General features: G+C 66.9%; 12 protein-coding genes and 1 tRNA gene. 3 read left to right on the forward strand and 10 right to left on the reverse strand.

The features are described 5' to 3' along the window. Positions 1-124 precede the first annotated feature (124 nt). From KA383_17795 to KA383_17820, 6 genes are all read right to left on the reverse strand, one after another. Positions 125-2,059, reverse strand: a complete 1,935-nt coding sequence (locus tag KA383_17795) for an Hsp70 family protein (GenBank protein ID MBP7747973.1) — start codon at positions 2,057-2,059, stop codon at positions 125-127. A gap of 5 nt (positions 2,060-2,064) precedes the next feature. After that, the gene (gene hscB, locus KA383_17800; GenBank protein ID MBP7747974.1) at positions 2,065-2,676 is read right to left on the reverse strand and encodes a Fe-S protein assembly co-chaperone HscB; all 612 of its coding nucleotides are present in this window, start codon (positions 2,674-2,676) and stop codon (positions 2,065-2,067) included. A 56-nt stretch (positions 2,677-2,732) separates the two neighbouring features. Next, positions 2,733-3,173, reverse strand: a complete 441-nt coding sequence (locus KA383_17805; GenBank protein MBP7747975.1) for an iron-sulfur cluster assembly accessory protein — start codon at positions 3,171-3,173, stop codon at positions 2,733-2,735. Positions 3,174-3,279: 106 nt separating this feature from the next. After that, positions 3,280-3,687 carry a Fe-S cluster assembly scaffold IscU gene (gene iscU / locus KA383_17810; protein ID MBP7747976.1) on the reverse strand — a complete coding sequence of 136 codons (408 nt, stop codon included), beginning with the start codon at positions 3,685-3,687 and terminating at the stop codon, positions 3,280-3,282. A 59-nt stretch (positions 3,688-3,746) separates the two neighbouring features. Continuing rightward, positions 3,747-4,955: an IscS subfamily cysteine desulfurase gene (locus KA383_17815; protein MBP7747977.1), complete on the reverse strand. Its 1,209-nt coding sequence runs from the start codon at positions 4,953-4,955 to the stop codon at positions 3,747-3,749. After that, positions 4,952-5,407, reverse strand: coding sequence for an Rrf2 family transcriptional regulator (locus KA383_17820; GenBank protein MBP7747978.1), 456 nt, complete (start codon positions 5,405-5,407; stop codon positions 4,952-4,954). The genes KA383_17815 and KA383_17820 overlap by 4 nt, the downstream gene beginning before the upstream one ends. A gap of 184 nt (positions 5,408-5,591) precedes the next feature. Between KA383_17820 and KA383_17825 the strand changes: the two genes are divergently transcribed. Both KA383_17825 and KA383_17830 read left to right on the forward strand, forming a co-directional pair. Next, positions 5,592-7,298, forward strand: coding sequence for a hypothetical protein (locus KA383_17825; GenBank protein MBP7747979.1), 1,707 nt, complete (start codon positions 5,592-5,594; stop codon positions 7,296-7,298). A gap of 210 nt (positions 7,299-7,508) precedes the next feature. Beyond that, positions 7,509-10,832 carry a hypothetical protein gene (locus KA383_17830; GenBank protein MBP7747980.1) on the forward strand — a complete coding sequence of 1,108 codons (3,324 nt, stop codon included), beginning with the start codon at positions 7,509-7,511 and terminating at the stop codon, positions 10,830-10,832. A gap of 94 nt (positions 10,833-10,926) precedes the next feature. Here KA383_17830 and KA383_17835 read toward each other — a convergent pair. Beyond that, positions 10,927-10,999, reverse strand: a tRNA-Lys gene (locus KA383_17835). Positions 11,000-11,183: 184 nt separating this feature from the next. Here KA383_17835 and KA383_17840 point away from each other — a divergent pair. Further along, positions 11,184-11,969, forward strand: coding sequence for a phosphoribosylformylglycinamidine synthase subunit PurQ (locus KA383_17840; GenBank protein ID MBP7747981.1), 786 nt, complete (start codon positions 11,184-11,186; stop codon positions 11,967-11,969). Positions 11,970-12,063: 94 nt separating this feature from the next. Here KA383_17840 and KA383_17845 read toward each other — a convergent pair whose 3' ends face one another. The 3 genes from KA383_17845 to KA383_17855 form a co-directional block, all read right to left on the reverse strand. Next, positions 12,064-12,708: a hypothetical protein gene (locus KA383_17845; GenBank protein ID MBP7747982.1), complete on the reverse strand. Its 645-nt coding sequence runs from the start codon at positions 12,706-12,708 to the stop codon at positions 12,064-12,066. 150 nt (positions 12,709-12,858) lie between these two features. Continuing rightward, the gene (locus KA383_17850) at positions 12,859-12,999 is read right to left on the reverse strand and encodes a hypothetical protein (protein ID MBP7747983.1); all 141 of its coding nucleotides are present in this window, start codon (positions 12,997-12,999) and stop codon (positions 12,859-12,861) included. A gap of 75 nt (positions 13,000-13,074) precedes the next feature. Beyond that, positions 13,075-13,832: hypothetical protein (locus tag KA383_17855; protein MBP7747984.1), on the reverse strand; the 758-nt coding region annotated here is incomplete at its 5' end.

Here is a 13,832-nt window from a genome sequence, read left to right on the forward strand (position 1 = left end):
GACAAGGTAACCAGGTGTGCCCAACTGGCAGATCGCGCCGCTGCGCCCGTTGGCCGTGAGGGCACCCATTGTTACCTTGTTACTTTGTCACCTTGTCACCGCCCGTTGTCACCTAATCACCTTGTCACTCTTCTTTGTCACCTTTCACCAGCGCCTCGCGGATGCCGATCTCCGCCAGGTGCAGCGTGCCGTGGCCGAACGCAGTCAGCGCGCGATGCAGCTCGTCCAGATCGCTGGTCTCCTGCGCCAGTTTGCGTAGCGCGGCGATGTCCTGCTCGATCCGCGCCCGCTCTTCCGGCGCCAGCAAATGCCCGACTCTGGCCAGCATCTGCTCGGTCTTGTGCGTGTCGAACTCGACCTGGTTGCGCAGGTCGATCCGGCGATGGGCATCGATGTCGCGCTGGGCGAACTGGATGCTCTCCCGCGCGATGCGATCGACTTCGGCGCGCGTCAGCCCGTGGCTCGGGATGATCTGAATGCCGGCCTGCTGCCCGCTGCGCAGCTCCTTCGCCGACACGTTCAGAATGCCGTTCGCGTCGAGCAGGAACTCGACCTCGACCTTCGGCATGCCGGCCGCCATCGGCGGCAGACCGTCCAGCACGAACTCGCCGAGCGACCGGCAATCCGCCGCCAACTCGCGCTCGCCTTGCAGGACGTTGATCTTGATCGCCGTCTGGCCGTCGACGAAGGTCGTGAACTTCTCCGTCGTCCGGCACGGGATCGTCGTGTTGCGCACGATGAGCTTGCCCATCGCGCCGCCCATCGTCTCGATGCCGAGCGAAAGCGGCGTTACATCGAGCAGCAGCATGTCCGCCTGTTTGCCGCTCAGGATCGACGCCTGAATCGCCGCGCCCAGCGCGACGACCTCGTCGGGATTCAGGGCCGTGTACGGTGGCCGGCCGAAGAACTCGGCGATGCGCTGGCGCACCAGCGGCATCCGGGTCGAGCCGCCCACCAGAATGGCCTGCTCCAGGTCCGCAGGCGTCAGCTGCGCGTCGCGCAGCACCTGGCCGCAGAGCGTCAGCGTCTGTTCGACCAGCGGCGCAATCCGGTGCTCGAATTCGGCGCGCGTGATTGTCCGCCGATACACGCGGTCGCGTCCCAGATCCAACTCGATTTCGGCCTGCGTTTGCTCGCTCAGGCGGATCTTCACGGCCTCGGCCAGCGTGCGCAATGCCTGTTTCGTCGCGGGTGCGGTGATGGAGACACCGTATTGCGCGTGTACTTCCTCGGTGACGAGGTTAATGATCGCGCGGTCGAAGTCGTCGCCGCCGAGGTGCGTGTCGCCGGCCGTGCTCAGCACCTGGAACACGCCGTCTTCGAGCCGCAGGATCGAGATGTCGAACGTCCCGCCGCCAAGATCGTAGACGGCCACGGTCTGGCCCGCGTGCGCCGCTACGCCCCCGGCGTCCGCGGTCGGGCACGACGGGATCGGCAGGGGGGTGTGCCCCGGCGGTGAGGCCGCGGCCCGCGCGCGCGGCGGCGGCCGATGCAGGCCGATGCCGTAGGCCAGCGCGGCGGCCGTCGGCTCGTTCACGATCCGCACCACCTCGAGGCCGGCGGCGCGACCGGCGTCGCGCGTCGCCTGCCGCTGTGCATCGTCGAAATACGCCGGCACGGTGATCACGGCCTTTTCCACCGGCCGCCCCAGGTGCCGCTCGGCCCGCTCCTTCAGGGCACGCAGGATGAGCGCGGAGATTTCCTCCGGCGTGTACCTTCGACCGTCGATTTCGATCTGCACGGTGTCGCGCGGGCCGGCGCTGACGGCGTAGCTCAGGTAGGGCAGGTCGCGGCGAATGTCTTCGAGCCCCTTGCCGATGAGGCGCTTGACCGAATAGACGGTCGCGCGCGCGTTCTCGATCGCGTGGGCGCGGGCCGTCCAGCCGATCGTGACCTGCGGTGGCGCGCCATTGGCGCCCGGCGTCACGCCGATGACCGATGGCACCCGACCGTCGCCGTTTTCATCGCGGATGATATGTGGGCCGGCAGCATCGACGTACGCGATCAGCGAGAAGGTCGTGCCGAGGTCGATGCCGACGATGATTTCGTCGTTGCTCATCTGGCTCACAGCTCGGACAGCAGCTTCTGGTAGTACTTGATCGAGTTGAGCGTCGCCCGCAGCCGACGGCGCAGGCCTTCGTCGCCGGGCAGTTGGCGGGCGAGCGCGGCGATCTGGGCCAGGGTGGTGTCGTAGTGTTGCCGGGCCCGGGCGCGACACGCATCGAGCGCGGCCGTGTCGGAGGCGGCCTTCGCCTCGGCGGTTTCCTCGCGCAGCATCAGGGTCGTCGCGAGCACGCCGTCGAGGACGCTCTTGTCGCTGCTGGCCGCGGTGCCGCCAACGAGCTCGAGCAGGTACTCGGCCCGCAGCACGGGGTCGGAGAGGATGCGGTGGGCCTCGTTGAGCTGTGCGCTGAGCCGCAGGCTGACGGAGGAGTCGGTGCTGCGGCCGTGGTGGTCCGGGTGCACGCCCCGCGAGACCTGCAGGTAGCGTTGGCGCAAGGCGGCGGCGTCGATGTCGAAGCTGGGGAGGAACCCGAGCAGCTCGAAATGATTCAGACCGTCGGCGGGATAGAGGCTGTGGCAGTTGTCGCAGAACGCGGGCGAGTCCATCGGGCCATGGCAGGTCTCGCACTTAGCCGGCGTACAGCGCTCGCCATTATCCATCCGTGTCGGCATGTCCGTTGCCCGTCAAGAAACCGCGCGGCGTCCGGGGCGTCGCACGCCGGTCGGAGTCAGGCGGAGTAGCTGGAGCCGCAACCGCAGGTATGCTTGGCGTTGGGGTTCTTGAAGGTGAACCCTTTGCCCATCATACCGTCCTCGAAGTCGATGGTCGTGCCGCCAAGTTCGCCGACCATGAAGCTCTTGAGGTCGCAGACAATGACAATGTCGTGTGACAGGAAGACTTCGTCGGTGTCAGCCACCGGCGCGCTGCGCTCGTCACGCAGGTCCAAAACGTAGCTCAGACCGCTGCAGCCGCCGCCCTTTACGCCCAGGTACAGGTACTGCGTCGCCGGGCTCTCCGTCTTCTCCATGTAGCTGCGGACGTTCTGCGCGGCGAGCTCGGTCAGAACGATACCCTGGCCATCGGCCGCAGGCTTGGCGCGGCGGCGCGCCGTCAGTCCGGCCGGGGTTGGCGGGGTGGTCGCTGCGTTGGCATCGGGCCTGGAGGTCATGCGTCTTCATCTCCGTATTGACGTTTCGTGGCCGGCAGCGCCCCGTTGTGCGGGGCACGCCGCTTCGTCTGATTCTATCGTGCGTCGGCCGGCGCGGCTTCGGCCGCTACTTGGCTTCCGCCGTCTGACGCTTGGCGGCGCGCTTGGCTTTCAGGTCGGCCACCGCGGCGCGGATGGCGTCCTCCGCGAGCACGCTGCAGTGGATCTTGACCGGCGGCAGCGCCAGCTCGCGGACAATGTCGGTGTTCTTGATCTCGAGCGCCTCGTCGAGCGTACGCCCCTTGACCCATTCCGTCGCCAGCGAGCTGGACGCGATCGCCGACCCGCAGCCGAACGTCTTGAACTTCGCGTCGACGATATTCTCGTTCTCGTCGACCATGATCTGGAGCTTCATCACGTCGCCGCACTCGGGCGCGCCGACGATCCCCGTACCGACGTTCTCGCTGTTGCGGTCCAGCGTCCCGACGTTGCGCGGGTGCTCGTAGTGATCCAGGATCTTCTCGCCATACGCCATGCGGACAACTCCTCAAAAACCGCCCGGCGTCACCGGCCGTGGCCAGCGGCGCCGAGCGCCTACGGGTGGGCCCACGCGACTTGGCCCGGGTCGATGCCTTCCTGGGCCATCTCGTAAAGCGGGCTCATGTCGCGCAGCTTGCGGACCGCCGCCACGACGCGCTCGATCGTGTAGTCAATCTCCGCCTCGGTCGTGAACCGCCCGACCGAGAAGCGGATGCTGCTGTGCGCCAGGTCGTCCCCGACGCCGATCGCCTTCAGCACGTAGCTCGGCTCGAGTGACGCGCTGGTGCAGGCGGACCCGCTCGCGACCGCGATCTCGCTCATGCCCATCATCAGGCTTTCGCCTTCGACGTACGCGAACGAGACATTCAGGTTGCTCGGCGTGCGCTCGGTCGGATGCCCGTTCAGGTTCACCAGATCGAGCTGCGACCGCAGCCCGTTCCAAAGCCGGTCACGCAGGCCGGCCAGCCGCGCCGGCTCGGTGTCCATGTGCCGCCGGCACAGCTCGGCCGCCGCGCCCAGACCGACGATGCCCGGCACGTTCAGCGTGCCCGAACGCATGTTCCGCTCGTGGCCCCCGCCGTGCAGGATGGACTCGAGGATGACGCGTGGCCGCTTCCGGCGGACGTACAGTGCTCCGACGCCTTTCGGTCCGTGAATCTTGTGGGCGCTGCACGTCAGCAGGTCAATCCCCATGTCCTGGACGTTGATCGGCACCTTGCCGAACGTCTGGCAGCAGTCCGTGTGGAACAGCACGCCGCGGTCCTTGCAGAGCCGGCCGATTTCGGCGATCGGTTGCACGGTCCCGATCTCGTTGTTGCCGTGCATGATCGACACCAGGATCGTGTCGTCCTTGATCGCGGCCGCCAGGGCCTGCACGTCGATACGCCCCTCGCGGTCGACCGGCAGGAACGTCACGCGATAGCCGTGCTGCTCGAGGTACTTGCACGGGTCGATCACCGCCTTGTGCTCGGTCGGCTGCGTGATGATGTGCGTGCCCTTGTCGCGGTACTTCTCGGCGACGCCCTTGATCGCGAGGTTGTTGCCCTCGGTCGCGCCGCTCGTGAACACGATCTCCTTCGACTCCGCGCCGATCAGGTCCGCGACCTGCTGCCGGGCGGCGGCGACCGCCTCCTCGGCCTCCCACCCGAACGCGTGGCTCCGCGAGGCGGCGTTGCCGAACTTCTCGCAGAAGTACGGCCGCATCGCCTCAAAAACCTGCGGATCAACCTGCGTCGTGGCGTTGTTGTCCAGGTAGACCTTCATTGAATGACTGCCTTTGCTCCATCACTGGGCGTTTGCCGAAGCCGTTCGTGCGCGATCTCGGCAATGGTAACCGATTCCAGAAACGTGCGCAACCGCTCGTGCAGGCGGACGACCGACTGGCGGATGAAGCATTTCGCCGTCCGATTGCACTTGCGCGCTCCGCGACTCGTGTTGGTACAGCGCACCAGGTGCACAGGCCCTTCGACGGCCGCGATCAAATCGTTCAGGGTGAACTGCTCCGGGGCGACGTTCAGCACGTACCCCCCGTGCGCCCCGCGGACCGACGCGACGTGCCCCGTGCGATTCAGCTTCTTGAGCACGTTCATCAGCAGCGGCAGCGGCACATCGTGTTCCTGGGCGATGTCACGGGCGCTTACCACCTGTTTGCCGACCTGCGCCAGGTGGCAGACGGCGATCAGGCCGTACTCGGTTTTCCGTGTCAGCGTGAGCATACCGGTCCTCAACTCCTCCCATTTACCTGAATATAGCATCGGAGAGGTACAGTTTCAAATCAAGGCGCACAGCTTGTCCGATAATCAGGCTGCCCGCAACCGTGGCGACCGGCCCGGGGGCCCATTCGGCGAAACGGGCCGGGCGCGGATTCCGTCGCCGGCTGGGTGCGGATAGACTGCGTCCATGTCGTCTGTGGACCGCGACACGGGGCTGATTCCGCCGCGCTTCCCGCTCTGGATCATGGCGCGTTTTCGTCTGCGGCAGCTTCTCAATGCCGTGGACCAGCAACTGCGTGACGCTCCGCTGCGGATGCTGGTGGGGGTGTTGCTCCTGCTGACCATCTGGGCGGGCCTGTATTGGGTCATGCGGGAGGTGCTGCGGCAACTGGGCCGGTACGAGCTGGTCGCGCTGGTGGCGCGGCAGCAGATTTTCATTCACTTCTTCACGTTGCTGGCGATCATGCTCGCGTTCTCGAATGCCCTCCTGGCGTTCGGGAGCCTGTTCTCGCGGGCGGAGGCCCGGCACCTCATCAGCATGCCCGTTCCGCCCCGACAAGTTGTGCTCGCCAAATGGATCGAGGGCATGCTGCTGTCGAGCTGGTCGTTCCTGCTGCTGGGCGTGCCGCTCATGCTGGCGGTGGCGTGGAACACCGAGGTCCAGTGGTACTACTACCCGCTGTTTGTCGGGCACTTCCTGGGTTTCGTGATCATCCCCGCGACCATCGGGCTGCTGGTCGCCTGGGCCGTGGCGATGTGGTTTCCGCATCGGCCGGCGGTCGTGCTTGCGATCGGCGCCGCGCTGGTGGCGGCCATCCTGCTTTTGTGGGTGCGGAGCGTCGTGCAGCGCCCCGACGTCTCGGACGAGTGGCTCCGCTCGCTGTACCGCACCGTGTCGCTTCCGCAGCAGCCGCTGTTGCCCACGACCTGGACGGCACGCGGCGTGTTCGCGGCGATCGAGCGACGGGCCGAGGTGAGCGTGCTGTATCTCGGCGCGGTGCTGTCGACCGGGGCGTTCGTCAGTTGGCTGACCGTCAACGTTCTCGGTCGCACCTGGGCGCGGGCGTTCAGCCGGGCTGACCAGGGCCGCGCGTACGGCCGGATCCGCGAGGGCTGGTTCACGGCGGCCGTGTGCGCGCTGCTGTTCCCCTACCTGCCGGCGCGCATGAAGTCGATGATGCTGAAGGACCTGCGGACCTTCGCGCGCGATCCGGCCCAATGGACGCAAATGGTCATCATGCTGGGGCTGCTGGTGATCTACGCGCTCAACCTGAAGCGTCTGCCCGTGGACCTGGACAGCCCCGGCATGCGTACGCTCATCGCCTTTCTGAACCTCGCGACGGTCAGCCTGATCCTGGCGACGTTCACGGGGCGCTTCGTGTTCCCGATGTTGTCGCTGGAGAGCCAGCAACTCTGGCTCCTGGGCTTGCTGCCGGCCCGGCGGTCGAGCGTCCTGTGGGTGAAGTTCGCGTTCTCGGTCACCATTACCGGGCTGTCGGCGTTGCTCGTGATGGGATTGGCCATCCGCGCCTTGGAGCTTCCGACCGAGTGGGCGCAACTCAACTTGCTGGCATGCCTGGCAATCTGCATTGGCCTCTCAGGACTGTCCGTCGGGCTCGGCGCGCGGTTCCCACTGCTGGGGCAAAGAAATCCGGCCCGCATTGCCTCCGGCTTCGGCGGTACGTTGAACCTGATCGCGAGCATGCTGTTCGTGTCGCTGGAGGTGGTCGGCGTGGCGTACGCGGGCCTGCTGCAATTGGGCGCGCCGCTGATGGAACTCGATGAGGTGCGCATCCGCATGTGGATCGTGCCGGGACTGCTCCTGCTGGGCGGCGCGGTTGCGGCCGTAAGCATGTGGGTGGGCATGCGCCATTTCGAGCGTCTGGAAACCTGAACCCGCCGCCGCTGGCTTGCGCACGCCGCCGGCGCGCGTTGGCACGCTGCGCCTGGTTCCGCGCCGGGGGTTTTCCGCTTGAGTGATCGCACGCTCGGCGTTATAAGGAATGTGGCGGACCACCTCCTCCTGGAGTCCGGCTGAGCCGGCCGCGCGGGGAGACGTTTCGCACGGGTGCCAACGACCGAAACCTGCACAAGGGGTACTGACGTGAATCGGTGTGTCTGCGAAGCGGCGCGGGGTGTGTTCGTGACGTGCGTCGGCCTGGTCCTGCTGAGCGCGGCGTGCCCGGCGCTGGGTCAGCTCTCCAGCGACGACATCGCCGCCTTGCGTGCGCGGGGTGAGCGTGAGGGCTGGACATTCACGGTCGGCGAAAGTGAGGCGACGGCCATCCCGCTGGAGCAGTTGTGCGGGGCCGTGGAGCCGCCCGGCTGGCGCGAGAACGCGAAGTTTGATGCCCGCGCGGCCGGCCGGAGCCTGCCGAACAAGTGGGATTGGCGCTCGCACATCACAGGCTACCCCGCTATTCGGAACCAGCTCGACTGCGGAAGTTGCTGGGCGTTCGCGGCCGTCGGTGCCATGGAGTGGGCGCTGGCTCGCGAGGCCGGGCTTTCCAGGGACCTCTCCGAGCAATGGCTGGTGAGCTGCAACCGGGATGGCATGGGCTGCAACGGCGGCTGGCACACCACGGCGCTGAACTACCTGACCTGCGGTGGCAGCACGGACCCGTGCGGCGGAACCGGTGCTGTGCTGGAATCCGCGTTCCCCTACGTGGGCTGGGGCGCGACCTGTAATTGCCCTTACGCGCACCCGTACTGCCTGAATTCGTGGTTCATGGTCGGCACCGAGTACGGGGTGCCCTCGGTGGACCAGATCAAGCAGGCCATCTACGACCACGGCCCGGTCGCAGTCGCGATTTACGTCAACAACGCGTTTCAGGCCTATCGTTCCGGCATCTTCAACGCGTGCGAGTCGAGCCCGCCGAACCACGCGGTCATGCTCGTCGGCTGGGATGATACTCAAGGCACCAGCGGCGTCTGGATTCTGCGCAACCAGTGGGGCACGAGCTGGGGTGAGCAGGGCTACATGCGCATCGCCTACGGCTGCAGCCGTGTCGGCTATGCGACGGCCTACGTGAACTACCACGCCCCGGACTGCAACGGCAACAACATCCCGGACAGTCAGGACATCGACGGCGGCACGAGCCTCGACTGTAACGCCAACGAGGTGCCCGACGAATGCGAACCCGGCGGCACCGTCGACTGCAACCAGAACGGCGTGTCCGACCTCTGTGACATCCACATTGGCACCGGCGCGGATTGCGACGCCAACGGCGTGCTCGACCAGTGCGACATCGCAAGTGGGGCGGGTCAGGACTGCAACGCCAACGGCACGCTCGACGCCTGCGAGTTCAACGCCGCTTATCACCTGGATGACGGCACCTTTGATAACGCGTGGGGCGGTGGCTACCAGCTTGAAGACATCATCTGGCTCAACCGGTTCGTGGTGAAGCCCGGCGGCCAGACTCTCGACAGCATCTCGATTGCGTGGGGCTGGATTCCCTCGGGTACACCCACGGCCTTGGCGGTCTGGCGCGACCCCAACGGCGATGGCGATCCGCACGACGCCGTCCTGCTTTGGAAGTCGACGACGCCGGTGCTGGTGAGCCAGCCCGCGACGGACATTTTCAAGACCGTTGCCATCCCGGACGTCTATGTCGGTGAGCCCGGCACCGTGTTCTTCATTGGTGCGTACACGTCGCTGACCGACGATTGGGATCGCTACCCGGCCGCGATCGACCAGTCGGTCAACCCGGGCGGGGCCTGGCTGGCCGAGGGCGACAACCTCGATAGCCTGGGGGCGAACGACCTCTACTCAATCGACGAACTGGATCCCGAAACCGGCGGCGTTTTCATGATCCGCGCCGGCTGCGTGCCGCCGGACTGCAACAACAATGGTGTCCTCGACGAGTGCGACATCAGCTCCGGCACGAGCCATGATCTCAACGGCAACGGTCTGCCCGACGACTGCGAGCCCGACTGCAACGGCAATGGTATCCCCGACGATCTCGACCTCAGCCAGGGGACCAGCGCGGACTGCAACGGCGACGCCGTTCCGGACGAGTGCCAGCCGAACCTCGGCCCGAAGATCACGTCGCAGCCGAAGGCCGTCACGGTGTGCGTCGATCTGCCCGCGACTTTCCGCGTGGTGGCGACCGGCCTCGGCGCGCTTGCGTACCAGTGGCGCAAAGACGGCGTGCCGATCGACGGCGCGATCAGCGACACGCTGAGCTTCGCGGCCGTCACGGTGGCGGACGACGGCGCGTACACGGTCGCCGTGACCGACACCTGCGGTACTGTCGTCAGCGCCGCCGCCGTGCTCGCCGTGGGGCGGCCGATCATTGACGCGCAGCCGCAGGACCGGTCGGTGCCGGCGGGCGGGCAGGTGGAGTTCGCCGTGGCCGTGAGCGGCGGAACGGCCTTCACGTACGAGTGGCGTAAGGACGGCACGCCGATCTATGGGGCCGTCTCCGCCACGTACGCGATCAGCTTCGTCACACCGGCACACGCCGGGGTCTACGACGTTGTCATCGGCGGTTGCGGGTCGGCGCAGAGTGCGCCCGCCACGCTGACCGTTGTGCTTGCCGCGCCGGAGGCCCCGACGCCGGCGGACGGCGACGAGAAGACCCCCATCAACGTGACGCTCGCCTGGAACCCGGTCGTCGCGGCGGCCGCGTACGACGTCTGGCTCGATAGCGGCGGCGGCCTGACGTTCCGCGGGCAGTCCGCATCCACAACCTGGCCGCTGGCGGGCCTCGCCTACAGCACGACCTACCGGTGGCGCGTCGTGGCGCGCGCGGGCGACCTCGCGACCGCCGGCCCGGTCTGGACCTTTACCACCATGCCCAAGCCCCCGGACCCGCCGGTGGCGCCCGCGCAGCCGGACCCGCCGGACGGGGCCACGGGCGTGCCCGTTGACGTCGTGCTGAGTTGGTCTGAGTGCGCCGGCACGGAGTTCTACAAGGTCCTGGTCGGCGAGGACGCGAAGCTGTCGGACGCGCGCATGGAGGCGAGCCTGCTGACGACGAGCTATACGATTGTGGGTCTGGAGCCGGCGAAGACGTATCGCTGGCGCATCATCGCCAAGAACAGCGCGGGCGCGACGCCCGGCCCGGTCTGGACGTTCACCACCAAGCCGGCCGATGAGGCCCCGGGCATCACGGATGAGTGCCCGGATGACCCGGATAAGACCGAGCCGGGCACCTGCGGCTGTGGTACGCCAGACGTGGATTCCGACGACGACGGCGTCATGGACTGCGTGGATAACTGCCCCGAGACGGCAAACGCGGACCAGGCCGACGCGGATACCGACGGCGTGGGCGACGTGTGCCAGGAACCTGACGATCAGTCCGGCCAGGCCCGGCCGGGCACCACGTTCGCGTGTCCCGCGACCAGCACGGCGCTGCTCGGGTTGAGCGTCTTCGGCCTGTTCTGGACGCGCGGCGGCGCCCGCGGCCGTAGGCGGCATCGGTAGACGGCTGGCTCCGGTATTGTGCCGGAGCGGTCGGCGGAGAAACGCGACGGCGGCGACGAAACCAGTGTGTCTCGTCGCCGCCGGCGTTTACGACTGCCTCGGCAAGGGCTCGAACCTTGGACCCGCTGGTTAAGAGCCAGCTGCTCTACCAACTGAGCTACCGAGGCATGCTCGGCCTTTCAGCCGCCTGAAGCAGCGTATGATAGCAGTTCTGCCGCGCCGTTCAAGGCCCCGCGGTGCACCGGCGCGGGCAGACAAAGGCGCCGCCATCCGTTAAATTCTCGCCCGGCGCGACAGCCGAGCGCGTAGCGCGGCGCGCGACTCGCTGACGAAAGGCAGGTTGGTACACTCGTGGCGCAAGTCCGTGTTCTGATCCTGCGGGCGGCCGGCATCAACTGTGACCTCGAAACCCAGCATGCCTGGGAACTGGCCGGGGGCGTGCCGACACGCATCCATGTCCGGCAGCTCATCGAGCAGCCAAGCCAGCTCGACGACTTCCAGATCCTCACGATCCCCGGCGGATTCAGCTATGGCGACGACATCGCCGCCGGCCGTATCCTGGCCAACCAGGTCCGCCGACATCTCATCGACGGCCTGGAGCGTTTCATCGGCGCCGGTAAGCTCGTGCTCGGCATCTGCAACGGCTTCCAGGTGCTGGTGCAGACCAACATCCTGCCCTTCGGTCGGACCACGACCCGGCCGCGCCGCTGCACGATCGCCGAGAACGCGCCGGCGGGCTTCCAGGACCGCTGGGTGTACCTGCAGGCCCCCGAATCGCGGTGTGTGTTCCTCGATCCAGGACAGGTGTACGAGATGCCCATCGCGCACGGCGAGGGCCGCGTGACGTTCGCCGGCGAAGCGGACCTCGCGGCCGTCACACAGGGAGGGCAGGTTGCGCTGACCTACGGCCCGCCACGAGCCGGCGACGCGAACCTGCATGGTGAGCCGGCCAATCCGAACGGGAGTCAGGCGGACATCGCCGGCCTGTGTGACGCCACGGGGCGGGTGCTCGGCCTCATGCCGCACCCGGAGCGCTTTGTCACGTGGACCCAGCATCCCTGCTGGACCTCGCAACCTGCGCGTCCCTCCGGCGACGGGCTCGCGCTTTTCCGTCGGGCCGTCGCCTACTTCGCATAGGGTCGGGGCGAAGCTTCACGCATAACAAGCCGGGGAGCGCACGCGGTCGTGCATGCGCTCCCCAGGTTGGGCACGTGTGGCGGGTGAACGGTTGCTATGAACCGGCCAGCAGCTCCACGAACGGGTTGATGTCGCGGAAGTTGAAGTCTCCGTCGCCGTTGACATCGCCATTGTGAATGTCGCAGTCCGGGAACAGCGTCTCGTAGGCCGTCGGGTTCGTGATTGCGAGCACGAACGGATTGATGTCCGCGAACGTGACGTCCAGATCGCAGTTCATGTCGCCGGGCACCCCCAAGGCCTCAAATGGCCACAGGTCTTTGCCGGCCTGGTAGACCTGCGCGGGGAACGCCGCCGCGGGCACTTGCGCCCACGCAATCACGCCCAGGTTGGCCTGGACCCAGGTGGCGCTGAAGGTGAGGTCCCGGGATTCGTAATAGCAAGCGCCCGGCTGCAGCGTCACGTCGCTGGTGGTCGTCGCGGCGCGAAACGTGTTGCGGGAGTAGGTCGGGCTGCTGGGGAAATGGTCCTCCACGACGACCGCGTACAGCCGCACGGTCACGGGCGCGGACGCCTCTTCCAGGCAGACCCGCATCTGCAGGCGGTACGTGGTCCCGCTGACCAGGAACGCGCCGACCTGCATTGTGACCGGCGTCGGCACGGCCTGCCGCTGCACGAGTTTGGTCGCGTAGGTGTTGATGGGCCACGCGTCAAAGAGACCGTCGTACGCGAACCACGGCACGCCATCCGACCAGATGTTGTAGAACTGTCCCCGCGCGTTGCCCCAGGTCGTGGCGTAGGCGTCGCTGACGTGATACTCGACGACCGCGAAGTTGTTGGGATACTGATTGATCAGGTTGCTGACGACCGGACCGGCCGAAGCGCAGGTGCTTCAGCCAATCATGGTGAAATATTCGCCGAGCACCATGCGCTCGGCGCCATAGGCTCCGACCCCACAGGCCAGCACCGCCAGCAGAACGGTTCCGCCTGCCCGCCACCCTGGCTGATGTATCGGCGCGCGTAATCCAGACATACGTTCGGCTCCTTCCTGTGTCGGTTGACTCTCGCCCCCGAGACGTCCGACAGATCCGTCTCGGTGCTTACGACCCTACGGCGTAGTCAGCAAGTTCACGAACGGGTTGATGTCGCCAAAACTGACCTGCCCGTCGCTGTTGATGTCGCCATTCATGCGATTGCAGCCTGGGAACGCGCTGCCGTACGCGCCCGGATTGGTGAGCGCCAGGACGAACGGGTTGATGTCCGCGAAGCTCACGACGCCGTCGCAGTTGAGGTCGCCTGTCAACCCACCGTGCGGAATGACGCCCCAGATCTCGATGTCGTCGATATTCCAGCCGGGGTAGGTCACCGACACGTCCGTCGGTCCCATGCTCCAGCGGAACTGCACCGTCGCCTGGTGGTCCGCTGCCGGCACCGTGTACACCTGGTGCGACCACGCCGAGTCACTGATCGTCACTGTGTTTACCCACACCGGCGTCCACGCGGTCCCGTCGGTCGACACCTCGATACCCGCAACGTCGTACTGCTCCACGCCGAGCCAACGCCAGAACCGCAACTGCACACCGGCGGCCGCGCTGCAATCCAGCGCGGTCGTCGTCAGGTAGCGCGCGCTCATTTCGTTCGTGTAATCGCCGGCGAGATTGAAGCCATAGACGTTGATGCCCGTGCGACCGCTACTGGGATCCGCGTCGTGCGTGCCCGCGCCCGTCGGTTGCCCGAATGCCCACGCACCCGTCGTCGTCCAGCCCGGGTTCGTGTCCAGCGGGAAGCTGTACAGCACCTCCGGCACCCCGTAGACGTTCAGCAGCATCGTCGCGATGTTCGAGTCCCCGCCGTCCGGCGGCGTCC

This window comes from Phycisphaerae bacterium (genome assembly GCA_017999985.1).
GTDB lineage: Bacteria > Planctomycetota > Phycisphaerae > UBA1845 > Fen-1342 > JAGNKU01.